Source organism: Bradyrhizobium sp. UFLA05-109 (assembly GCF_054185165.1).
The window spans coordinates 56,162-76,351 of the sequence record NZ_JBBIAR010000047.1; the positions used below are offsets into that span (position 1 = coordinate 56,162).

At 62.2% G+C, this 20,190-nt stretch carries 23 protein-coding genes and 1 pseudogene; 13 read left to right on the plus strand and 11 right to left on the minus strand.

All coding sequences use genetic code 11. The annotated features are described in order from the left end of the window. The first annotated feature begins 115 nt into the window (after positions 1-115). From Q3C01_RS29660 to Q3C01_RS29675, 4 genes are all read left to right on the plus strand, one after another. A complete protein-coding gene (locus Q3C01_RS29660; protein WP_458148834.1) occupies positions 116-1,912 on the plus strand; it encodes a ShlB/FhaC/HecB family hemolysin secretion/activation protein in 1,797 nt (598 codons plus the stop codon). Positions 1,913-2,033: 121 nt separating this feature from the next. Continuing rightward, the gene (locus Q3C01_RS29665; RefSeq protein ID WP_458148835.1) at positions 2,034-2,864 is read left to right on the plus strand and encodes an alpha/beta fold hydrolase; all 831 of its coding nucleotides are present in this window, start codon (positions 2,034-2,036) and stop codon (positions 2,862-2,864) included. Between the two features lie 105 nt (positions 2,865-2,969). Next, a complete protein-coding gene (locus Q3C01_RS29670) occupies positions 2,970-3,350 on the plus strand; it encodes a DUF4870 family protein (RefSeq protein WP_458148836.1) in 381 nt (126 codons plus the stop codon). Positions 3,351-3,643: 293 nt separating this feature from the next. Further along, complete coding sequence (locus Q3C01_RS29675) at positions 3,644-3,775, plus strand: hypothetical protein (RefSeq protein WP_458148837.1); 132 nt, start codon at positions 3,644-3,646, stop codon at positions 3,773-3,775. Between the two features lie 254 nt (positions 3,776-4,029). On the opposite strand, the gene Q3C01_RS29680 is transcribed toward Q3C01_RS29675, so the two are convergent. From Q3C01_RS29680 to Q3C01_RS29690, 3 genes are all read right to left on the minus strand, one after another. Next, a complete protein-coding gene (locus Q3C01_RS29680) occupies positions 4,030-4,371 on the minus strand; it encodes a phasin (RefSeq protein ID WP_458148838.1) in 342 nt (113 codons plus the stop codon). A gap of 127 nt (positions 4,372-4,498) precedes the next feature. Continuing rightward, positions 4,499-4,681, minus strand: coding sequence for a hypothetical protein (locus tag Q3C01_RS29685; protein ID WP_027528419.1), 183 nt, complete (start codon positions 4,679-4,681; stop codon positions 4,499-4,501). A 481-nt stretch (positions 4,682-5,162) separates the two neighbouring features. Beyond that, positions 5,163-5,627 carry a hypothetical protein gene (locus tag Q3C01_RS29690; RefSeq protein WP_458148839.1) on the minus strand — a complete coding sequence of 155 codons (465 nt, stop codon included), beginning with the start codon at positions 5,625-5,627 and terminating at the stop codon, positions 5,163-5,165. A 203-nt stretch (positions 5,628-5,830) separates the two neighbouring features. Between Q3C01_RS29690 and Q3C01_RS29695 the strand changes: the two genes are divergently transcribed. Beyond that, positions 5,831-6,187 carry a hypothetical protein gene (locus Q3C01_RS29695; RefSeq protein WP_458148840.1) on the plus strand — a complete coding sequence of 119 codons (357 nt, stop codon included), beginning with the start codon at positions 5,831-5,833 and terminating at the stop codon, positions 6,185-6,187. A gap of 254 nt (positions 6,188-6,441) precedes the next feature. Here Q3C01_RS29695 and Q3C01_RS29700 read toward each other — a convergent pair whose 3' ends face one another. Continuing rightward, a complete protein-coding gene (locus Q3C01_RS29700; RefSeq protein ID WP_458148841.1) occupies positions 6,442-7,023 on the minus strand; it encodes a hypothetical protein in 582 nt (193 codons plus the stop codon). A gap of 59 nt (positions 7,024-7,082) precedes the next feature. Further along, positions 7,083-7,598 carry a GcrA family cell cycle regulator gene (locus Q3C01_RS29705; protein WP_458148842.1) on the minus strand — a complete coding sequence of 172 codons (516 nt, stop codon included), beginning with the start codon at positions 7,596-7,598 and terminating at the stop codon, positions 7,083-7,085. 172 nt (positions 7,599-7,770) lie between these two features. Here Q3C01_RS29705 and Q3C01_RS29710 point away from each other — a divergent pair, with 172 nt between their 5' ends. Together Q3C01_RS29710 and Q3C01_RS29715 are read left to right on the plus strand one after the other, a co-directional pair. Further along, complete coding sequence (locus Q3C01_RS29710; RefSeq protein ID WP_458148843.1) at positions 7,771-8,382, plus strand: S24 family peptidase; 612 nt, start codon at positions 7,771-7,773, stop codon at positions 8,380-8,382. Positions 8,383-8,499: 117 nt separating this feature from the next. Next, positions 8,500-8,775 carry a hypothetical protein gene (locus Q3C01_RS29715; RefSeq protein WP_254104509.1) on the plus strand — a complete coding sequence of 92 codons (276 nt, stop codon included), beginning with the start codon at positions 8,500-8,502 and terminating at the stop codon, positions 8,773-8,775. A gap of 40 nt (positions 8,776-8,815) precedes the next feature. Here the strand turns inward: Q3C01_RS29715 and Q3C01_RS29720 are convergent, their stop codons facing one another. Beyond that, complete coding sequence (locus Q3C01_RS29720; protein WP_458148844.1) at positions 8,816-9,790, minus strand: quinone oxidoreductase family protein; 975 nt, start codon at positions 9,788-9,790, stop codon at positions 8,816-8,818. Between the two features lie 225 nt (positions 9,791-10,015). Here Q3C01_RS29720 and Q3C01_RS29725 point away from each other — a divergent pair, with 225 nt between their 5' ends. From Q3C01_RS29725 to Q3C01_RS29735, 3 genes are all read left to right on the plus strand, one after another. Next, the gene (locus tag Q3C01_RS29725; protein WP_458148845.1) at positions 10,016-10,216 is read left to right on the plus strand and encodes a hypothetical protein; all 201 of its coding nucleotides are present in this window, start codon (positions 10,016-10,018) and stop codon (positions 10,214-10,216) included. 145 nt (positions 10,217-10,361) lie between these two features. Then, a complete protein-coding gene (locus tag Q3C01_RS29730) occupies positions 10,362-11,309 on the plus strand; it encodes an AAA family ATPase (protein WP_458148846.1) in 948 nt (315 codons plus the stop codon). A gap of 5 nt (positions 11,310-11,314) precedes the next feature. Then, positions 11,315-12,688: a vWA domain-containing protein gene (locus Q3C01_RS29735; RefSeq protein ID WP_458148847.1), complete on the plus strand. Its 1,374-nt coding sequence runs from the start codon at positions 11,315-11,317 to the stop codon at positions 12,686-12,688. 14 nt (positions 12,689-12,702) lie between these two features. Here Q3C01_RS29735 and Q3C01_RS29740 read toward each other — a convergent pair whose 3' ends face one another. Beyond that, a complete protein-coding gene (locus Q3C01_RS29740; RefSeq protein ID WP_458148848.1) occupies positions 12,703-12,891 on the minus strand; it encodes a hypothetical protein in 189 nt (62 codons plus the stop codon). A gap of 349 nt (positions 12,892-13,240) precedes the next feature. On the opposite strand from Q3C01_RS29740, the gene Q3C01_RS29745 reads away from it, so the two are divergent. After that, a complete protein-coding gene (locus tag Q3C01_RS29745; protein WP_458148849.1) occupies positions 13,241-13,462 on the plus strand; it encodes a hypothetical protein in 222 nt (73 codons plus the stop codon). 8 nt (positions 13,463-13,470) lie between these two features. Here Q3C01_RS29745 and Q3C01_RS29750 read toward each other — a convergent pair whose 3' ends face one another. The 4 genes from Q3C01_RS29750 to Q3C01_RS29765 form a co-directional block, all read right to left on the minus strand. After that, positions 13,471-14,862, minus strand: a complete 1,392-nt coding sequence (locus Q3C01_RS29750) for an NCS2 family permease (protein WP_458148850.1) — start codon at positions 14,860-14,862, stop codon at positions 13,471-13,473. Positions 14,863-14,875: 13 nt separating this feature from the next. Beyond that, positions 14,876-16,741 carry an adenine deaminase gene (locus tag Q3C01_RS29755; RefSeq protein WP_458148851.1) on the minus strand — a complete coding sequence of 622 codons (1,866 nt, stop codon included), beginning with the start codon at positions 16,739-16,741 and terminating at the stop codon, positions 14,876-14,878. Positions 16,742-16,754: 13 nt separating this feature from the next. Then, positions 16,755-17,435 (minus strand): TetR/AcrR family transcriptional regulator, encoded by a 681-nt coding sequence (locus tag Q3C01_RS29760; RefSeq protein WP_458148852.1) that lies wholly within the window; start codon positions 17,433-17,435, stop codon positions 16,755-16,757. 131 nt (positions 17,436-17,566) lie between these two features. After that, a complete protein-coding gene (locus Q3C01_RS29765) occupies positions 17,567-18,643 on the minus strand; it encodes a lactonase family protein (protein WP_458148853.1) in 1,077 nt (358 codons plus the stop codon). Positions 18,644-18,945: 302 nt separating this feature from the next. On the opposite strand from Q3C01_RS29765, the gene Q3C01_RS29770 reads away from it, so the two are divergent. Continuing rightward, positions 18,946-19,830 (plus strand): GntR family transcriptional regulator, encoded by an 885-nt coding sequence (locus tag Q3C01_RS29770; RefSeq protein WP_458148854.1) that lies wholly within the window; start codon positions 18,946-18,948, stop codon positions 19,828-19,830. A 117-nt stretch (positions 19,831-19,947) separates the two neighbouring features. After that, positions 19,948-20,190: pseudogene (locus Q3C01_RS29775) on the plus strand (MFS transporter); the annotation flags it as partial.

Here is a 20,190-nt window from a genome sequence, read left to right on the forward strand (position 1 = left end):
GCGAACAGCGGACCTGAGATTTATCGGAGATGTCTCAAGATTGGATTAGCCGGAGTCGCGCCAAGTTCCATCGCACCGTTAACCAATCGTTGACCATAAAAAACTATGAAAAATCATGTGCCTAACGACCTCTTACCGAGCCCGTGGAGCGACTCAGTTGAACTACGGAGAGCGGTCTCGATGGAGCCGCCCGTGGAGACATTTTGCTACCGTAATGGGCCTGCTTGTGCCTATTCTTGCGGCAATTCCGCAAGGTCTCGCGCAGCAAGCGAACCAGCCGGGCTTCGATCCGCGACAGACCGAAAAATATTTCGACACACAATCGGATCAGAACTCCCGCAGTCGCCCCCCCGTAAGACTACCGAGTTTCGGCCGCCCCGACGTCGGCGCGAATGCCCGACCGCAATTCGTGCTTCGCGACGTCAGCATCATTGGTGCGGACAGCATTCCGCGTGATCGCCTCACCAGCACCTGGCAACCGTATCTTGGAAAGCAGGTCTCGCAGGCGGACCTCGCGGCGATCGCCGGCGCCATCAGCGATCTCTATCGCTCCGCCGGTTTCCATCTGAGCCGGGCCATCATCCCGCCGCAAGACATCCAGGATGGACGCGTCCGGATACAGGTGATCGAAGGCTCCATCGTCGAGGCCGACTTGAAAGGCGATGGCGCCGAGCAATTCGGCATCCGTCCGATGCTGGATCCGGCCCTCGCCGAGCATCCCTCGCGCCTCGCCACGCTCGAACGCCAGCTTTATCTGATCAACGGATGGCCGGGCGTGCGGATCGCCGATACTGCGCTCGAGGAAATCGGCACCGCGAGCGGCCGCTTCCGCCTCACCGTCTTCCTGAAGACTTGGCACATCTTCACCTCGTTCGGCCTGGACAATCTTGGATCATCGTCGGTCGGACCGTGGCAGACCTATGCGACCGGCGCCTTCAACTCTTACCTCACACCCGGCGACACGCTGGCGGTCAACCTGTCGACGATTGCAAACGATCCGCGTCAGCTTGGCTTCGGACGATTGTCCTATGACGCGCCGGTTGGTGTCGACGGCGTGCGGCTCGGCGCCTCGATCCTGTACAGCGCGGTACGGCCGGGCGATGCCCGTCGCCTCGACAGCGACATCACGACGACGGAAGCCTTCGAGTTACGGGCAAGCATCGTGCCGCTTCAGTCGCAAGCATCTTCGCTCACGCTCACCTCGGCCTTCACCTTCAGCAACCTATCGGAACACGATATGTTCGGGCCATCGTACCTTGATCATATCAGAACCGCGAGCCTGACCTCGGATTACCGGCTGCAGGACCGCTTCGGCGGCACCAACTATCTGACGTTGACCTATCGCCAGGGGCTCGACATTTTCGGCGCCTCGCACTGGACCGACGACCTTCTGTCGCGCGACGGCGCCTCGGCGAACTTCTCGGTGTTGAATGCCTGGTTCACGCGCTACCAGACTCTCACCGACGCATGGTCGATCAAGCTTTCAGGCGCGAGCCAGACCGCATCCCGGCCGCTGTTCACGTCGCAACAATTCTATCTCGGCGGCATCGCCTTCGGCCGTGGCTATGGCGCCGCCGAAATCAGCGGCGACAACGGGCTTGCCGGATCGTTCGAGATTCGCTTCGACCAGACGGTCAATTTCCGCTACTGGACCGGCTACCAGATCTACGGCTTTGCCGATGCCGGCGTGGTGTGGAACGACGGCTATCGGCTGAGCGACGGGTTGTCGCTGACATCCGCCGGCGCCGGCATACGCCTGTTCCTGTCGGACGATTTGCGGGCTGATCTCGCCGTCGCTGTTCCGCTCAGCTACCGCGCGCCCGACAATGAACGGCGAAATGCGCGGTTCCTGTTCACGCTATCGAACGCCCTCAGGCTCTGCCCGGAACGGGGAAAGGCCAATTGCCTCTAATTCCCCTCCTTCGTTTGCACACGATCAAGCTTGCCTAAATTTAATCCCGCCTCGCCCTCACAATCGCTCGATCCGTTGGTTCCCCATCACTACCTCTGTGAAAAGTGATCGGGGTGAAACGATGAAGAGGGCTTTCGCGATTCTGGCGTTCCTTTGCGTACTTGCTGCGGGCGAATTTTTCGCCGTGAGCAAGTTCGCGATCCGCCACGAGACGCTCAATCTGTTTGACGCCGCACGCCAGCGGCCGGTCTCGGTCGACATCGCCGTGCGCCGAGATTACGAGACCAAGGCCAATCTCGGCCTCTGGAAGCTTCCGCTTGCAGTCATCAGCAACGGCAACACGGTCAAGGCCACAGAGTACTCGTTCCTGGCCAACGTACTCGCCGCGCGCGGATATCTCGTGGCCAGCATCCAGCAGGATCTGCCGACCGATCCGCCCCTGATGACCAAGGTCGGTCAGCCCTATGTCGGTCGAAAGGGTGTTTACATGCGCTGCGAGGCCAACATCCTGTTCGTCCTGAACGAGTTGAAGAAGCAGCAGGAGAACGCGGAATACGATCACATCACGCTCGTCGGCCATTCCAACGGCGGCGACGTTTCCATGTATGTCGCCCATCAGCATCCCGAGCTGGTGTCAAAGGTGATCACGCTCGACAATCTGCGGGTGCCCTTCGTGCTCAGCGATCACCTCAAGATCCTGTCATTCCGCTCGAAGGACCCGAGGTTCGTCACCGATCCCGGCGTCCTGCCGACGCCCGAGCAGGCGAAGCGGCGCGGCATCGACATCATTAATACCGGTGCCCAGCACACCGAGCTGAGCGACCGGGGACCGGATTCGGTGAAGGAGAAGATCCAGGCCACGCTGGATCAGTTCCTGCGCAGCAGCTCCAGCAGCGAGCTTGCGCCGACCGATACGACGAGCCCGCTGATCATGAACCCCGGCGACTACTAGGTTCACTGGCACGCCTGAGGTCCGCTTTTCCTCCAACAACCAACGGTTTGTTGAACCGGGAACATGGCTGGAGCGACCTATTGGGCGTTCGCAGAGCTCGATCCCATGGCAACGGAGGCGGCCATCACACTCCCTTATGAAAACCAGCGCCCCGTCGTCTCCGACGACAACCTCGCCGTCGTTGTCTACGTGCTTTACGGCGTGGGTTATTTTACCGGGATTTCGGCGCTGATCGGCGTCATCATCGCGCATACGAAGGTCGACGGTGCGGACCCCGTGCCGCGCTCGCACTACCGGTTTCAGATCAGGACCTTCTGGATCGGACTGGCGTACCTCGCGGTCGGCATTCCGCTGTGCATGGTGCTGATCGGCTTTCCGATTTTTGCTTGGTGGTTCATCTGGTCAATGGTCCGCATCGTCAAGGGCGGCCTGTTGCTGAACGAGCACAAACCGATTGCTAATCCTACGTCCTGGCTGTTCGGCTAGTCCCGCCATCGGGTACCGCGGGACACGCCTGCCAAACGGGTTTGCGACAGATCAAGGCGGCCCGGCGCCGAATGCGCGACAAGGCAAACCTCGAGCGTCGGGGAAGCCCAGATGTCGCACTACACACAAAGTCTAATGCTGCCCGCTGCGGCTGCGCCGACCTTCCTTCGCCGCCTCTACCGCTTCGCCCGCGGCCTGGTCCGGTCGATCATCGCCCGCATAAATCTCTCGCAATTCCCCGGATCGTGCTGCGGTTGAGCGCGGACACCGGACAAATGGTTCGAGGACGCCTCATGCGAGCGCTCGTCAAACGGCGCTCAACTCTGATCGTCGCGGCCGGCCTGTCCGGATCGCCGGCTTACGCCGCCGACCCGATCACGGCGCTGATCTTGCAAAGCGCAGGTGCGCTGGCTGTCATGTCGTGACGAGCGAACAGAAACAGGCGAGCGCCGAGGTCCGCGCCTTTTGCGCCATCGCGCAGGCCCGACATCACGCCGGAGAAGCTGGGCCCCTCAAATGCAAATCCCTGCCGGTTGGGCCGACAGGGATCAGCAGAAAGGATGACGGACGGCGGATGATATGCTCATCCGGTGGCCCATCATGGACCTGCCATACGATTGAATTCCGCGCGACGCTTTCACGCAAGATCAATTTGTGAGCACGCCGCACTGCCCGCGGTTCAGGACTTGCCTTTGCCGGGCTGCATCAGGTTGCCGGTGATCTGTCGCATATGTTCACCGGCATTGGTAAATTGACTTCTCAGGAATTCGGACTGGATGCGCATCGCTTCCTGGAGATCGGTTGCGTGAACGAGCTTGCGCGCGTGCTCGAACGCCGCCTTCATGTTTTGTTCAGTGAAAGCAAGCGCCTGCTTGGAAACGTCTGTGCTGGTTCCAGGCACCGATGACATCGACTTGGTGGCAGCATCGAAAAACAGGCCGAAGGCTTTTTCCGCCTGATCGATGGTCTTCTCGGCCAGATCGCGCAATTCGGCCGGAACTTCGAGCTTCGGTTCGATCATGTCGCCGTCCTCCCCTTGTCCCTGACGGATTTATCACACTTATCGGATCGCATTCCAGCGGCTCCGCTGGGCGTCAGGGATCCCTGGGGCGGTCAGTTAAGGTTGGGACTTCGGTGGGCGATACCCCTTACGAAAGTGGATGTTCAGGAATTTCTTCGGTGGTGAGGTCTTCGACCAGCTTGATGACCTCGAAGCGCTGCCGCGGCGCGAGCTTGAGAAATGCGCGCAGCAATCGCAGGCTCTCGACGGTTTGACTCGCAGGCGCCCCCAGCTTCAGGTGCAGTTCAGTCGCGAAATTGAGGTTTTTCATCTCGCACCTATGAAAGGAACAACCTTCGTAAGAGGGCAAACGTCATTCGAGAACCGGACGTCGGACATGGACGGCTCTCGGCCTGGCGACCGCGGGCGAACCGCCAAACCGCATGCCCGCAACGGGTCGGGTGAACCCGATGAGGTTGCAATTATGACAAGGAACAACCCTCCCGGCAAGCCAAACTGCTGGGGGAGGATTGCTTCGTCGTCATCGCACCTCGGCAATTCCGGAGGACGGATCCGGTCCACCCCCGCCCGCGACAGGACTCAGCAGGTCATAGTCAGCAGGTCATAGCTGCACGTTGGCTTGATCTACGTCAATGCGACAACGCGGCTATTTTGTTTCCCAACATGAACGGGGAACGGGGGCCCCGAAGGATGGCGCACCCGGTTCGAAGGCTGAGAACGTCCTCGGCCTCTCGAGACGCCCGCCTTTGGCGAGCGCCTCGAAGGATGGCCGCACAGCAGAACCGATCGGATTACTGCTTCTTCAGCGTGTAGACGTAATCGTTGAGGCCCGCTTCGATAGTCGTATCATCCACGAAGTGGAAATCGATCTCGCAGCCTGTTTCAAGCGTCTTGATCTTGTCGCCGGTGAAGCCGAGCGAGGCGGCGAGCGCCTTCGGATCGGTCTTCTTGCTGGAGTGCTGCATCTCGTCGAAAGCGCCCTGGAAGATCATATCGGCGGCGTAGTCGGTTAGCTTGTATTGCGGCTTGGCGCAGGCAAAGGGGCGCGGGCCGGAGATTTCCTTGGCTTTGACGAGAACCATCTTGCCCATCAGCCGTGCCTGTTCGGCGCTGTCGGGCTTGTGTTGCGCATCCGCCCAAGGCGCCACCACCGCGCTCGTGAATTTCCAGGTTCCGACGTAGGAAGGATCGGCCGCGTGAACGGCGCCGGCCGCAGCCAGGGAAGCGAGAAAGCAAACGACGCCGGCAAATTTCATCGGAAGGTCCCCCCTTAAGTCTCGTGCTTGGACGCGGCGCGCCCCGTCGCGGTTCACCATCTTAAGATATTTTTCAAAGGCATGAACCGTCATTCGCAAGCGAGCGACCAAGAGCCCAGTGCGATACGGCCACGCAGATCACGGGCGCCATGGCTGACTTCTGGACTAACGATTCGGGCGCGCATCCAGCAAAGGAAGACGGAATGCTTTCTCGCAGTGATCTCATCAAGGGCGCGGCGGTTGCGCTTTTCACTCTCGCATCACACGGCGCATGGGCGCAGGAGGCCAAGATGAACCTGTTCAAGATCGTTACCGTCAAGGATGAAATCATCATCGGACTGAACGCCGAAGAGCTGCAGGCGCTCGGCGGCACCGACGCCAGCGCGGTCGCCCATGCGCTGGCGCAGAAGGGCGATCTCACCGTGTGGCAATACAACGTCCACCGCGGCCAGAACGGCGAATTGCAGCAAGCGCCGACCGCCAAGATTGGATTGCTGGCCAACGCCTCGCTCCGCTTCGAACCCTACACGACACCGTACCAGATCGTGCCGCATCCGTGAGATGCATGATCACGCTCGAACAATAACCCAGAGCGCGATGACGATTCATCCAAATCCCGTCGCGCTCTTGGGCATGTCGACAAAAAACGGCGCCGGACTGTCCCTGCCCCCACCTCAAGCGAGAAAGCGCACATGATCCGGAGCCGCAGGACCGCATTAGCGCAAAGTGTGACACGGTTATCCCCCGCGACAAACGCGGAACCCGTTTGCGCGGAGATCATGCTCGAACAATAACCTAACGCGCGATGACGATCTCATCGCGCCTTAGCGCTTGGCGGGCTCGTCTCGCCGCCGTCGGTCGCAAAGCCGTAGACCTGCGCCAATCGGTCCAGGCATTCCTGCAACCTCTTGGAGAAATAGTCGTTCCAGCGCTGGCTGCGCACGGTGCGGCGTTCGCCGACCTGCTCCATCGTCAATCCGAGCACCAGGACGTCGTGAACGAGCGCCGCGCCGTCCGTGCCGAGTTCGCGCTCGACCCGGTTCAGCCGCAGCACCGCCTGGCGCTGGCCCTCGGTAACCGGCTCCCGGCCGAGGGTGCCGTCGACATATTCCCGGCTGGGATCGACCGCCTGCGGACCCCGCTCCGCCTTCTCCCAGTCGTTCTGAAACGCACGGCCGCCGCGGTACTGTGCTTCGTCGATCTGGTGATGGGCATGGAGCCGGCCCAATGGATCGTTGCGGACCGAGCGCAACGCGATGATTTTTTCGCCGGGATCAAGGCTTAAGGGATTGTCGACCTCGACTTCCGCCACCTCGGCGTGGAGCGCCAAGTCGCGTGACCTGCGGTCGTAGATCCCTCCCAGGCGAAAGGTTTTGCTGCGTTTTGCACGTGCCACTTGGATACTCCTTGACACAAAAGGCCGGAAATCGGATTCCCAGCACGGGGCGGCCAGGTTCAGGCGGCCGCGACGAGCCGCAGGATGACCGGGCCGGTCGTTCGCGCCGTGTCGGGCCCGGAGGTCAGATGAAAATGGGGCGTGCAATAGCTGGTGCCCGGGCGCCGGGGATGACCGCAGAAGGCGATCGCCTCCCCATCCTTGTCCCCGCCATACGGATAGCGGCAGTCGCCCGGTTCGAGCGCGAGCAGCGAGACCAGCCGCGGCCGGATACCGACGCAGCGCAGCTTGATCGGCTCGGCCGGGACGAAAGGCGGTTTGGGCGCCTCGCCCTTCCACGCAGGGTTTGGCCAGCGCTGCAGTCCATTCGGCAGATGCGGCGCGATCGGTGGAGCTGGCATCTGCTTGGGCGCGGCGAGACCCATCCGCTTGGCCCGCCCGATCACCGCGTTTCGGCTGTAATTCGTTCCAAATCTTACGTTAATCTCCTTGCCGATCTCCGCAAAAGACATTCCCTTGAGAAAATAGTCGCGCAGCGCGTCGGAGTGCTCCGACGCCCAGATGCCCGGTTCCATACTGTCTTGCCCTGTGATCCGCCTCACCTGGTCCGAACGACGTTCCTGAGGCGAAGCACACATTCCGATATTCCGAATAATAAGTCAAGCTAGACTTCTGATATTCGTAATAGATAATTCCGAATTTCGGGTTAAGGTAGTTACGAAAGCTGGACAAACGAGGGGAATCACCATGCTGGACGCGACGATGATCGAACGGGGCCTGAAGCGGTCAGGCAAGAGCAAGGGCGGGCTGGCCCAGGCCATGGGCGTCCGACCGGGCGCGGTTTCCGAAATCCTCGGCGGTGAGCGCCTTGTCAAGGCGTCGGAGATCCTGCCGATCATGGAATACCTTGAGCTCAATCTCTCGCCGATCATGGGCCGTGTCGGCGCCGGCGCCGTCATCGAGCCGGAATATGAGCAGGTCCCGCCGGAAGGACTTGGCGACATCGTACTGCCCTTCCCGATCATGGAGGAGACCGTCGCCTTCGAGGTCATGGGCGATTCCATGCTGCCCAAGTACGAGAACGGCGACGTGATCGTGGTCTATAAGGAGCAACGTTTCCCGCTGTCGAGCTTCTATGGCGAGGAGGCCGTAGTCCGGCTGAAGACGGGGGAGCGTTATCTGAAGACCATCGAACGAGGCAAGTCTCCCTCGCTCGTCAATCTCGCCAGCTTCAACGCCAAGCCGATCGTCGGCGTGAAGTTGGAGTGGGTCGGCGAGATATGCCTCACCATGCCCAAGGGCCAGCTCGAGCGGCTGCGTGCCAAGTCGGCCCGCGCTCGCAAAGGCAAGGGCAAGTAACGCGCGATCTGCTCGAGATTACAGAGCCTCGATTTCCGATTTTTGGAAGACGGGGCTTGACTATATTCCTATTTTCAGAAATACTGCAGCTCGCCTCGAGGCGGGCAAGGAATCTTGATGCAGTATTTCGTCGTGATGATCGATTATGGTCGCCGCGGACGCGAAGCAGTCGTCGACCCCGAAGTAACCCGGCGCGAGGTCGTCTCGCGCGTCGCCTCCGGTGAGTACGGAAACATCTGCTTCATCCACGAAATCAGCGGGTCCGCGGTCGAGGACGTGACCGAGGACATCCTCACCCAGGCCGCCCTGCCGGAGATTGCGCCTGGAGAGGTCGACCTCCAGGCGGCCCGCTTCGATCACGCCCGCGACCTTCGCAAGCACGAACGATCGTAACGCAGGCCGCGAGCGGCCTGCATCACGATCCGATCTGGCATCACACCAGAAGCACGGTCGATCCCGTGGTCTTGCGCGCCGCAAGATCGGCATGCGCCTTCGCCGCGTCCTTCAGCGGATAGGTCTGGTGGACCTCGATCTTGACCGCGCCGGACTTCACGACGTCAAACAGCTCACCTGCCATCGCCACCAGGTTCTCGCGCTTCGCCGCATAAGTGAAAAGTGTCGGGCGGGTGACGTAGAGCGAGCCCTTCTGCGCCAGCAGGCCGAGATTGAGCGGCTCGACCGCGCCGGAGGATTGGCCGAACAGTGCGACAACACCGAGCGGCGCCAGGCAGTCCAGTGACTTCAGGAAAGTATCCTTGCCGACGGAATCATAGACGACCGGCACCTTCTTGCCGCCGGTGATCTCGTCGACGCGCTTCACGAAATCCTCGCGGGTATAGATGATGACGTGGTCGCAGCCGTGAGCTTTTGCGAGCTTGGCCTTCTCGTCGTTGCTCACCGTGCCGATCACTGTCGCGCCGAGATGCTTCGCCCATTGGCTCAGAATCAGGCCGACGCCGCCCGCTGCCGCATGCAGCAGTATGGTGTCGCCCGCCTTCACACGATAGGTCTGCCGGATCAGATACTGCGTCGTGAGCCCCTTCAGCATCATCGCCGCCGCGGTTTTGTCGTCGACGCCGTCCGGAAGTTTCAACAACCGGTCAGCCGGGATCAGCCGCGCCTCGGAATAGGCGCCGAGCGGCGAGGCGCCGTAGGCGACGCGATCACCCGGCTTCAAATCGGTCACGCCCGCTCCGACCTCCTCGACCACGCCGGCCGCCTCGCTGCCGAGCCCGCTCGGCAATTGCGCGGGATAGAGACCCGAGCGGTTATATATGTCGACGAAATTGAGACCGACCGCAGTGTGACGGATGCGCGCCTCACCCGGACCGGGCTTGCCGACCTCGACTTGCTCCCAAACCAGGACTTCCGGACCTCCGGTCCTGTGAAAACGAATGGCATGCGTCATGGGTGTTTGCTCCCTTATTGTTGGAGTGTTCGCCGAAGAAGCGGATTGGGCTCTGAAATAGGCATTTAGTCCGCCCGTTACAGTACAGAGACGTTACAAGAATGTCACAGCAGTGGACAAATGCCCGCCGTTCCGCCTCTGTTCGAAAGAGTTGATGACGGCGCGTAAGCCACCGGCGGTAGATTCTGCGCGGGGTGTGGTGGTCGCCTGCGAAGGAGAGCCGAGATGCCAGCCTATGTACAGCATCATCAGGACATCGAGATCGCGCCTGTGATTTGCCCCAGCTGCATGGGGTTCCTGCCAATGTATGTGCGCGAGGTCGAGCCGCATTGGAGCCTTGCCAAGATCGACTTCGTCTACGAATGCGCCGATTGCGGCGGCGAACTGCGGCAGACCATCCGTAAACCTGAGCTGCTGCATCACTGATCGAAACGTCCGAGCCCTTGTGCGCGTATTTGCGCTGAACGGAAAAATGCCGTCAGCGCAACGTGTTCCCCGATAATCGAGGCTTGTCCTTTGTCCGGAAGGGGGGCAGAACAAGCCTCAAGCAGACTATCGGGAGCGCCCATTCGTGGCTGATCAGAAGCCCTCAACCTCGATCGAGGCAGTGGAGAGCGGCCTCGCCGCGCAAGGTTATATCGCGAGCCGGCAGATCGCGACCGCGGTTTATCTGTCGCAACAGATCGAGAAGCCGATCCTGGTCGAGGGTCCCGCCGGCGTCGGCAAGACCGAGCTTGCCAAGGCGATCGCCGCCTGGCGCGGCATGAAGATGATCCGCCTGCAATGCTACGAAGGCCTCGACGAGGCCAAGGCTCTCTATGAGTGGAAATACGCCAAGCAGCTTCTCTACACCCAGATCCTGAAGGACAAGCTCGGCGAAGTCCTCGGCGGAGCGCAGACTCTGCACGCAGCGCTCGACCAGTTGCATGATTTCGGCGACGTGTTCTTCTCCAAGGAGTTCGTCGAACCGCGCCCGCTGCTACAGGCTCTCGAGCAACCCGGCGGCTGCGTGTTGCTGATCGACGAAATCGACAAGTCCGACGCCGAGTTTGAATCGCTGCTGCTCGAGATCCTGTCCGATTTCCAGGTCACCATTCCCGAGCTCGGCACCGTCTCGGCGATCACGCCGCCGACGGTGATCCTCACCTCAAACAGCGAGCGCGATCTCGGCGACGCCTTGAAGCGGCGCTGCCTGCATCTGCACATCGGCTTTCCCGAGCAGCGGCTGGAGGAGCGCATCGTCGAGAGTCGCGTGCCGGGCATCTCGCAAGCGTTGCGCCGGCAGATGGTCGGCTTCATCCACGAGATCCGCAGTCTGGACCTGAAGAAACTGCCCTCGGTCAGCGAGACCATCGACTGGGCGCGCGTGTTGGTACTGTTGCAGGCCGGCGAGCTCGACACCGAGATGGTCAAGAACACGCTCAACGTGCTCCTGAAATACGAGGCCGACATCGAGGCGGCGGCGCCCCACGTCACGACGTTCATTGCCAAGGCGGCGCGGTCCAACGTCTTCGGTTGACTCCGATGCGGGAGAACCTCCATCGCTTCTTTCGTGCGGCACGCGGCGCCGGCGTCCACGTTTCGCCTGCCGAAAGCATCGACGCGATGCGCGCGGTCGCGCAGGTCGGCTTTTCCGACCGCAACATCTTGCGCGATGCGCTGCTGCTGACGCTGGCGAAGTCGCAGGACGAGAAGCTTGCGCTCGGCGACTGTTTTGATCTGTTCTTCAGCCAGCCGGAGCCGCGGCAGGAGCAGGAGGCCAACGACAACGATGCGCCTCCGAAGGGCAGTCAGCCGCCCTCCCCCGACGCAGCCGATGACGCAGGCGGCGGTCAACCTACCGGAGACCTGGGTCCGCTGGCGCAAATGCTCTTGTCGCAGGACCGCAACGCGATCGCCGCCGCGATCGCCAGCGCCGCCAGCGCCGCGTCGCTGTCCAACATCCGCTACTCCACCCAGCGCGGGATCTTTTCCGGCCGCATCCTCGACGTGATGGGCCTTCAGCGCCTGCGCGACGATCTCGACGAACTGACCGCGGCCAACCCGTCGGTCGCCGAGCGTCTGCGCGCAGCGCTGGAGGGCCTGCGCGAAGCCGTCCGCGACACGGTCTCGCAGGGGCTCGCGCTCTACGCGCGCGAGGAGGCCGAAAACCTGCGCAACGAGATCCTGCGCAATGCACCGCTGGCCCGCATTGAGCCGCGCCAGGTCGAGGAGATGCGCGCGCTGATCCGCAAGATCGCGCGCCGCCTGCGCGAGCGCTACTCGAAACCGCGCAAGCGCCAGCGGCGCGGCCATCTCGACGTCCGCCGCACGTTACGCCGCAATGCCGCCTGGGGCGGCGTGCCGTTCCTCACGGCCTGGAAGCGCAAGCACCGCGACCGGCCGAAGATCGTGGCATTGTGCGACGTCTCAGGCTCGGTTGCCCGCGTGTCCGATTTCTTCCTGCTGCTGATCCACTCGCTCCACGAGGTGGTCGACGACGTCCGCTCCTTCGCCTTTTCCTCGCATCTGATCGAGGTCAGCGACATCCTGGAATCGAACTCGCCCGAGGCGGCGATGGCCGAGATCATGTCCAAGGTGGGCTTCGGCTCATCCGACTACGGCTCGTCCCTCGACGACTTCGAGCATGAATTCATGAGCACGCTGACGCCGCAGACCACTGTCATCATGCTGGGCGATGCCCGCAGCAACAATCTCGATCCGCGCGCCGACATCCTGCGGCGCATCTCCGAGCGCTCGAAGCGGCTGGTATGGCTCAATCCCGAGGGACGCATGGTCTGGGGCTTTGGCGATTCCGAGATGCCGCGCTACGCGACATTTTGCAGCGTGGTGCGACAATGCGCCACCGCGCAGCAGCTCGAGCGCGCCGTGTCGGATATCGTGGCAAGCTATCAGTAGGCCGTGAAAGTCCGCTAGCTGGCAACCGCGTGCAAATCGCCGTAAGCCACATTACACTCGCGAAAGTGATAAGCGATCTCGTCGAGCGCGCGCTGCTCCCACTCTTCGGCCTGCGCGAGCCAGAAAACCCGGCGCTTCGAATCCAGCGCCGCACGTTCCCGGCACAAGGATTCTTGACTGCGAATTTCCACCAGCCTGTTCATGCACTCCACTCCTGCTGCGTGAAGCCATTCCCCAGGAATCACCGTAACAGAGTCTTGAAGGGCTTGTCTCATTTTTCCTGTGCACATCGCAACGCGGAATCGGACAGGCCTCCTTCCCGTGCACTGCGACAATTCGCAACGCACCATCAACTCCTGATCATCAAGAGGTGATCGAACATCGGGACGATATCCGCAAGCGCGCGATCTTAACTATTGTGGCGCAATGACCTGCGGCAATTTGTGAAGAGATGTTCTAAACAGCCAATCGAATTCCCGACTCATTGTCGTCGCATGGTTTTCATGCTGCACCGCTAATCGGTGCACGAGCGGCCAGATATTTCGAGGCAACATGAACGACGATTTCGACTTCGATCTTTCGCCGGACCAGTGGGAAATGCTGAAGGCATTGCGCTGTCCGACGTCACAGCATCGTTTTTCGAAGGCTCATGCGGTCGAAGACCTGGTCAAACTCGGCCTCGTCACAATCAGAGACGGCACGCCCGTCATGACATCATCCGGTCGCAAGGTGCTGGTGCGAGGATCTTGCCGGCTGCTGGATCTGGCCGCCTAGCACCAGCATCAGAATATCTGAGCGATCACGATCGCGTACGCAATGAACACGACACCCAGCCCCCAGACCATCGCTGGAATCTGCGCGCGGCGCCCCATGGTCACCTCAAGCGCGATGTAGCTCAGCGTCCCCAGCGCCATGCCGTTGATGAGATTATTGGTCAGCACGGTGACCAGCAGGGTGAGCACAATCGGCACAGCATTGACGAGATCGGTCATGTCGATGCGTGCGAGACCTTGCATCATCAAGACGCCGACGAGCACCAGCGCGGGCGCGGTGGCTTGCGGCGGGATGATGACGAAGATCGGCCAGAAGAACAGCGCGAGGAAGAAGAACCCTGCAACAGTCAGCGAGGTCAGGCCGGTTCGGCCGCCAGCCTGCACGCCCGTGATGGATTCGATATAGGCCGTGACGACGGAAGTGCCGAGCAGCGGGCCGACGATGGATGCCGTCGCGTCGGTTGCAAACGCCGCGGTAGCATTCGGGATCGAGCCGTCTTCCTTGCGAAGATTGGCGGCACCGGTGACGCCGATCAGCGTGCCGAGCGTCGAGAAGAATTCGGCACAGAGGAAGTAGAACAGCAGCGGCAGCGCCACGACGAAATGGCTGAAGAGATAGCCGACATCGAGTGCCAGGAAAGTGCTAGTCGGCCAGCGCGGCCATGACATGATGGCTGACGGCATCGACGTCACCATCTTGCCGTTGGCACCGGGAACGAAGAAGCCGATCAGCGTCAGCAACGCGATCGACAGGATGAGCGCCGCCGGCACCCGGCGCGCCACCAGCACCGGCGTCAGCAGGAGACCAAACAGCGTCAGCAGCACCGGCGCGCTGCGCAGCGATCCCATCGCGATGTAGGTCGAGGGGTTCTGCACGACGAAGCCGGCGCCGCGCAGCGCGATAAAGACGATGAGCGTGCCGACCGCAGCCTGAATGCCGATCTTAAGCGCCTCCGGAACATCCTTCGCGACCTTCTCGCGCAGCTTCGACAGGCTGAGGATCAGGAACAGCACGCCGGTGAAGCCGACCATGGCAAGCGCACCCTGCCACGGCATGCCCATCTGCTTGACGATGACATAGGTGAAGATGACGTTCGAGCCCATCGCCGGCGCAACGGCGAGCGGCAGATTGGCGCAAAGGCCCATCATCACCGAGCCGAAGATCGCGGCGAGCGCCGTGGCGCTGACGAGATCGGCGCGATCCATTCCGGCGTTGGACATGATCGCCGGATTCACCGCGATGATATAGGCCATCGCCGCGAAGGTGGTCGCACCGGCCATCACCTCGCGACCGACGCTGGTGCCGCGCGCGGTGAGGGCAAAGATTCGATCGAGCGCACCTGCGGCGGCGCGCGGCGCCGGCTCGACGGAAGCGGCTTGCGGCGGCGTCATCTCGTTCATCCCAGTCACTCCCCTACCACACCACCGCGTGCGCTTCACCGGTCTGCACATTGATGAACCCGAGCGGTGCCTGCTCGCACGGCGCCACCAGCACCCAGCTCCAGGGCGCACAGGTCAGCGTTGCGAACATCAGCCTTTCGGGAAATCCCGGATACCAGCGCGGCCGGAAGGTCGGCTCATACATCCAGTCGACCTTGCGGCCCTCGGCGTAGAGCGCCTGCATCTCCGCATCGAGCGCCTGCGCCGAGCGGCAGCTCATCAGCCCGCCGACCTCGAAGCGCACGGTTGCAACGAGTTCGCCCTCGCGCACCAGCGCCCAGCCCCCCTGAAGCTCGATCAGCGCGTTTACTGCCTTGGCCATCGCGGCGTCAGAAGAGCCGACCACCCAGATGTTATGCTTGTCATGCGCAACCGAGCAGGCTAGCGCCGTCTCCGGCGTCCGCGGTCCGCAACCGCGCCAGAACATCTTTGCAACCCGTCCATCGCCAGAGAAGCGATCGACGATGGCGAACTTGGTAATGGCCTCGCTCTCGTCGCGCTGGACGGCGCCATCGCGCACCGGCAATTCGAGGGTGTAGAATTCGGGATGCCAGTGGAAGGGACGGATCACGGCCGCCTTCATCGTGGTGCGACCGGGTTCGGCCGGCAGCGCGAAATCCTCCGGCTTGATCGTGCGCTTGATATTGACCGTCTTGGTCGCCCAATCCGGCCATTCGATCCTGGGGACATCGCCGAGGTAGCGCTTGCCATCGGAAACCTGCACGCCATCGGCCCACACCTCAGCGATGGTGAGCTTGGATACGTCCGAGAGCAACACGACATCGCCAAAACGTCCGGGGGCGAGGCTTCCGACGAACGGCGTGAGGCGCATGTGCCGCGCCGGGTTGATGGTGAGACACTGGATCGCGATTTCCGGTGCGAGGCCGGCTTCGATCGCGACGCGCGCATTGTGATCGCTGGCGCCGAGTTGGAGCGTGTGGCTGGCGCTGCGGTCATCAGTGGTGAACGCGATTTGCGACCAGTCCTGCAAGCCCCTGGCGAGCAGCCATTTGACGATCTCGTCCATCGCGTAGACACGCAGCTCGACGAAGAGCCCGCGCGTGAGCTTGTCCCAGGTCTCTTCCGGCGTCTGCACCTCATGGTCGGACGCAAGCCCGGCCGCGGCAAAGGCATTGATGGAGGGCAGATCGCGCAGGCCCGACGCGTGGCCTTCGACGACGCCGCGCGCGGCGAACGTCGCCTCGATCATGCCCCAGAGCCGCTTGTAGGAGGGATTCTCAGGGTTCCAGACCGCCGGCCAGTCCATGACTTCGTCGAGCCCGGTGACCATCAGGCTCTCGCCCATGAAGCGCGCTTGCTCCTCGCGCCCATACCAGCCGCCACCCCATTCGTAGGCTGTTGGTGGCACGGCCGAACCGGGCTGCGGAAAGATTTTGAGCGGCGAGCCACGCCGGCGCGCCTCGAACCAGAATTCGAGATTGCGTGCACCGTTCACGTTGGAGAATTCGTGGCTCGCCTCGCAGGTCCAGGTATTGCCATGCGGCAGCACCAGCGCCGCCTCCCATTCCGGCGTCAGATGCGAACTTTCGATATGCTTGTGCACCTCGCCGAAACCGGGCACGGCCGCAAGACCCGGCCGATGCACGCGTTCGCGGACCTCGCCTGGATAGCTTCCCGCCGGCCCGACCCACGCGATGCGCCGGCCCCTAAAGACGATCTCCTGGTCCTCGCTCCAGGTGCGGCTGTGGACGTCGAGCAACTTGCCGACCCGCAGGCTGCGATCGGCGGGGCGACGGCCGAGCGCCGTCAGCACGAGGTCCTGGCGAATGCGGACCTCGTCGGGCGCGTTGATCAGAAGATCGTCGGGTATCGCATTCATGACATGCCTCGTTCTACACCGGCTCTTTCGCCGCCGCGATTCGCTTTCGCGATGATTTGCCGGCCTTGCCGGTGCGCGCCGCCGCCCCCGCCCCAGCAGCAGCAGCATCGCGCTGACGGACATCCTTCAAAAGCGTCGTGAGCGCCCACTCGATCGCGTCGGCGACATCAGTGCTGGACATGCCGAAATCCTCGCGCATCGCATTCCAGGCCAGCACGTTGTTGAGATAGGACGCGAGTGCCTCCGCCTGGCGGACCTCCTTCGCAGGGAGATGCCGCACCAGCGGCGCCATCGCCTTGCGGTGCTGCTCGATCAGGTTGCGCCGGAAGCCCGCACGCACCTTGCGGCCCGCCCGCGTCATCGCAATGGCTCGCGCCAGATGCGGATGCTGGTCGAACCGCTTGCACAGCTTGCGGAAAATATCCGGCAGCTCGTCGGGCGATGTGAAGGGGATGTAGCTGAAGACGTTGTTCTCGATCCACTCGCCGGCAGCCGCGAACAGCTCCGCGCGGGTCTTGAAGTGGCGATAGATGGTCCGCTCGGCGACCTTGGCCCGCTTGGCCACTGCTGCCATGGAGATGTCGTCGGCCGCCTCGTCCTCTAAAGTTTCGACAAAGGCTGCCACGATGCGCTGCCGCGTCATCTCGGTGTACTCGTCGCGGAGGTTCGCCTCGTGTCGCTTAGCTGTATTCATGTCATAAGTCTGACATCTGGCGATTTGGCAGGCAAGCCGAGATTTGCGGCAGGCCGCGCCAATGGGCGCCGTTCTGCTTCAGCCGCCCAGCGCTCGAGCTTTCCCACCAACCCGAGCGGCCGCCTAGCGCATCAAAGTGCCTTGAAGAGGACGCAAACCGGGCTTCCGACATTGACGGCCCGATCGGTCGCAAAGAGGCGGCCGCTTGCGGCGTCGCGCTTGAAGAGATTGACCGTGTCGGTGTCCTCATTCGCTGCGAACACGAAGTCGTCCGATGACGTCAGCGTGAAGAAGCGCGGCGTCTTGCCAACGCTCGGCATCCAGCCCACGGACGAGAGGCGGCCGGTCGTCTGATCGATTGCAAAGGTCGCGATGCTGTCGTCGCCACGGTTGGAGGCGTAGACAAAGCGCCCATCGGCCGATACGGCGATCTCGGCGGCGCGGCTGTTGCCCGTATACGCGTCAGGCACCGCGGAGACGATCTGGAATGGAGCAAGCGCACCGGTCGCGGGATCGAAATGATAGGCCGTGACGGTCGAGTCAAGCTCGTTGACGACGTAGGCGAGCCGTCCCTGTGAGTGAAACGCGACGTGGCGCGGCCCCGCTCCTTCCCGGGCCTGCACTGGCTTGCCGGCGAGCACAAGCTTGCCCCTCTCAGCATCGATCCTGTAGGTGAAAACGAGGTCTAACCCCTTGTCCGGCACCACGATGAACGCTCCGGATGGATCGAACTCGACCTGATGCGGCTTGGCGAAGGGCTGCTCGACACGATGTGGCCCGATCTTGCCGTCCAGCTTGACGAGATCGATCACGGCACCGAGCGAACCGTCGTCCTGCCGTGGCAGCAGCGCCAGCGTGGACGTGATGTGGTTGGCGACCACCACGAAGCGGTTCGTCGAGTCGATCGCGAGATGGACGGGGTTCTTTCCTTCAGTGCTCTGCCGGTTGATCACGGCAAGCTTGCCGCTCACCGGGTCGATCGCCATCGCCGTGATGTCGCTGAGATCGCCATGCACCGTGTAGAGAAAGCGTCGCGTGCGGTCGAAGGCGAGGTACGACGGATTGATGAGATCGCCGAGGAGCTGGATGTGGCGCCATGCACCGGTCGCATTGTCCATCGCATAGACGTTGAGTCCGTCACCGCGGGCGTTGCGCTCCTTCGTGGTGCGCGCGCCGACATAGACGAATGAGCGAGAGCCTTCGAGCATATTGTCCTCCGGATGGGACCTCTGTGTCTGAGATAACGCGGATGAGCAGGGCCATGCAGCGTTCACCGCGCTGGCGGCGACGAGGCCCGCAAACAAGCGCCGCGACAGGCGCGCGCCGTCTGCGCAGAGCGACGCAGAGCATGCGACAGAATTCCTGGGTGTCACGTCCCCTCCCCCATATTGCTTTTTATTTTTTAAAACACAATTCTGGGCGAGACGCAAGAACCGCTCCGGCTTGTCCCGCTTGTGCAGTCCGAGCCGGTAAGCGACATCTCCTTGAGAGGGATCAACCGAGTCGCCCCATGCCCCGCCCCAATCTCGCGACCCAGATGACCGCGCGGATCCTCGACTACATCCGCGCCAACGGCTTGCGGGCCGAGCAGCATCTGCCGAGCCAGACGCTGGCGGACGCTCTACGGGTCTCGCGCGCGCCGATCAACGCGGCGCTGCAAATCCTCGAAGACATGAAGGTCGTCCGCTCCGAGCCCAATCGCGGCTTCTTCCTGGTCAAAAGTGCCGCCGAGCTTCCCGACCTGCCGGACATAGAGGACGCCGAGCCGGAACGCGAGGACGAGTGGTACTTCGCCATCGCCGAGGACCGGCTGACGGGAAAGCTTCCAGACAAGGTCAGCGAGAGCGAGCTGATGCGCCGCTACGGTTTCTCCCGCACGCGTCTTCTGAAGATTCTCGGCAAAATAGCCGATGAGGGCTGGATAGAGCGCCTGCCCGGCAATGGCTGGGCGTTCGGCCCGCTCCTCACCTCGCGCGAGAGCTATCAACAGGGCTATCAGCTGCGCGTCGCGCTGGAGCCACAGGCCCTGCTGCTGCCGAGCTTCGAGATCGACCGCGCGGCGTTTGCGGCGGCACGCGAACAGCAGCAATGGCTGCTCGATGGCGCCTACAAGCGCGCCTCGCGCTCGGAGATCTTCGCCGCCAATGCCGAGTTCCACGAGATGCTGGTCGGCTGCGCACGCAATCCGTTTTTTCTCGATGCAGTCAAGCGCGTGAACCGGCTGCGCCGCCTGGTGGAGTACCGCATCACGGTGGATCGCAGCCGCCTTCCCATCCAGTGCCGCGAGCACATCAACATCCTGACATTGTTGGAAAAAGGCCTGTGCCAGGAGGCGTCGGACTTCCTCCGCGTCCACATAGAGGGCGCCGGCCTGATCAAGGTTCCGCAGGTCTGATCTCAACCATATTGCATTTTATATTATAAAATGCATAATTCCTGCAAGGCGCCCGCCTGCAGGGGAGGTTGGCGTTGCCGACAAGCCCCGACGAAACGCAGCAAGGGAACGCCGTCAATGTCCGCCACCGCAGCGACCATCGAGCAATCCACCATGCGCAAGGTGTCCTGGCGCATCGTGCCCTATTGCTTCGGCCTCTACGTCATTTCCTATCTCGACCGCGCCAATATCGGCTACGCCGCGCTTCAGATGAACAAGGAGCTCGCGCTGTCGAGCGAGGCCTTCGGCTTTGCCGCCGGTATCTTCTTCATCGGCTATTTCCTGTTCGAGGTGCCGAGCAACATCGCGCTCAACAAATAC

Coding starts and splice junctions, on each gene's coding strand:
- Q3C01_RS29660 (WP_458148834.1), top strand. CDS start 116: ATGTGCCTAACGACCTCTTACCGAGCCCGTGGAGCGACTCAGTTGAAC.
- Q3C01_RS29665 (WP_458148835.1), top strand. CDS start 2,034: ATGAAGAGGGCTTTCGCGATTCTGGCGTTCCTTTGCGTACTTGCTGCG.
- Q3C01_RS29670 (WP_458148836.1), top strand. CDS start 2,970: ATGGCAACGGAGGCGGCCATCACACTCCCTTATGAAAACCAGCGCCCC.
- Q3C01_RS29675 (WP_458148837.1), top strand. CDS start 3,644: ATGCGAGCGCTCGTCAAACGGCGCTCAACTCTGATCGTCGCGGCCGGC.
- Q3C01_RS29680 (WP_458148838.1), bottom strand. CDS start 4,371: ATGATCGAACCGAAGCTCGAAGTTCCGGCCGAATTGCGCGATCTGGCC.
- Q3C01_RS29685 (WP_027528419.1), bottom strand. CDS start 4,681: ATGAAAAACCTCAATTTCGCGACTGAACTGCACCTGAAGCTGGGGGCG.
- Q3C01_RS29690 (WP_458148839.1), bottom strand. CDS start 5,627: ATGAAATTTGCCGGCGTCGTTTGCTTTCTCGCTTCCCTGGCTGCGGCC.
- Q3C01_RS29695 (WP_458148840.1), top strand. CDS start 5,831: ATGCTTTCTCGCAGTGATCTCATCAAGGGCGCGGCGGTTGCGCTTTTC.
- Q3C01_RS29705 (WP_458148842.1), bottom strand. CDS start 7,598: ATGGAACCGGGCATCTGGGCGTCGGAGCACTCCGACGCGCTGCGCGAC.
- Q3C01_RS29710 (WP_458148843.1), top strand. CDS start 7,771: ATGCTGGACGCGACGATGATCGAACGGGGCCTGAAGCGGTCAGGCAAG.
- Q3C01_RS29715 (WP_254104509.1), top strand. CDS start 8,500: ATGCAGTATTTCGTCGTGATGATCGATTATGGTCGCCGCGGACGCGAA.
- Q3C01_RS29720 (WP_458148844.1), bottom strand. CDS start 9,790: ATGACGCATGCCATTCGTTTTCACAGGACCGGAGGTCCGGAAGTCCTG.
- Q3C01_RS29725 (WP_458148845.1), top strand. CDS start 10,016: ATGCCAGCCTATGTACAGCATCATCAGGACATCGAGATCGCGCCTGTG.
- Q3C01_RS29735 (WP_458148847.1), top strand. CDS start 11,315: ATGCGGGAGAACCTCCATCGCTTCTTTCGTGCGGCACGCGGCGCCGGC.
- Q3C01_RS29740 (WP_458148848.1), bottom strand. CDS start 12,891: ATGAACAGGCTGGTGGAAATTCGCAGTCAAGAATCCTTGTGCCGGGAA.
- Q3C01_RS29745 (WP_458148849.1), top strand. CDS start 13,241: ATGAACGACGATTTCGACTTCGATCTTTCGCCGGACCAGTGGGAAATG.
- Q3C01_RS29750 (WP_458148850.1), bottom strand. CDS start 14,862: ATGAACGAGATGACGCCGCCGCAAGCCGCTTCCGTCGAGCCGGCGCCG.
- Q3C01_RS29755 (WP_458148851.1), bottom strand. CDS start 16,741: ATGAATGCGATACCCGACGATCTTCTGATCAACGCGCCCGACGAGGTC.
- Q3C01_RS29760 (WP_458148852.1), bottom strand. CDS start 17,435: ATGAATACAGCTAAGCGACACGAGGCGAACCTCCGCGACGAGTACACC.
- Q3C01_RS29765 (WP_458148853.1), bottom strand. CDS start 18,643: ATGCTCGAAGGCTCTCGCTCATTCGTCTATGTCGGCGCGCGCACCACG.
- Q3C01_RS29770 (WP_458148854.1), top strand. CDS start 18,946: ATGCCCCGCCCCAATCTCGCGACCCAGATGACCGCGCGGATCCTCGAC.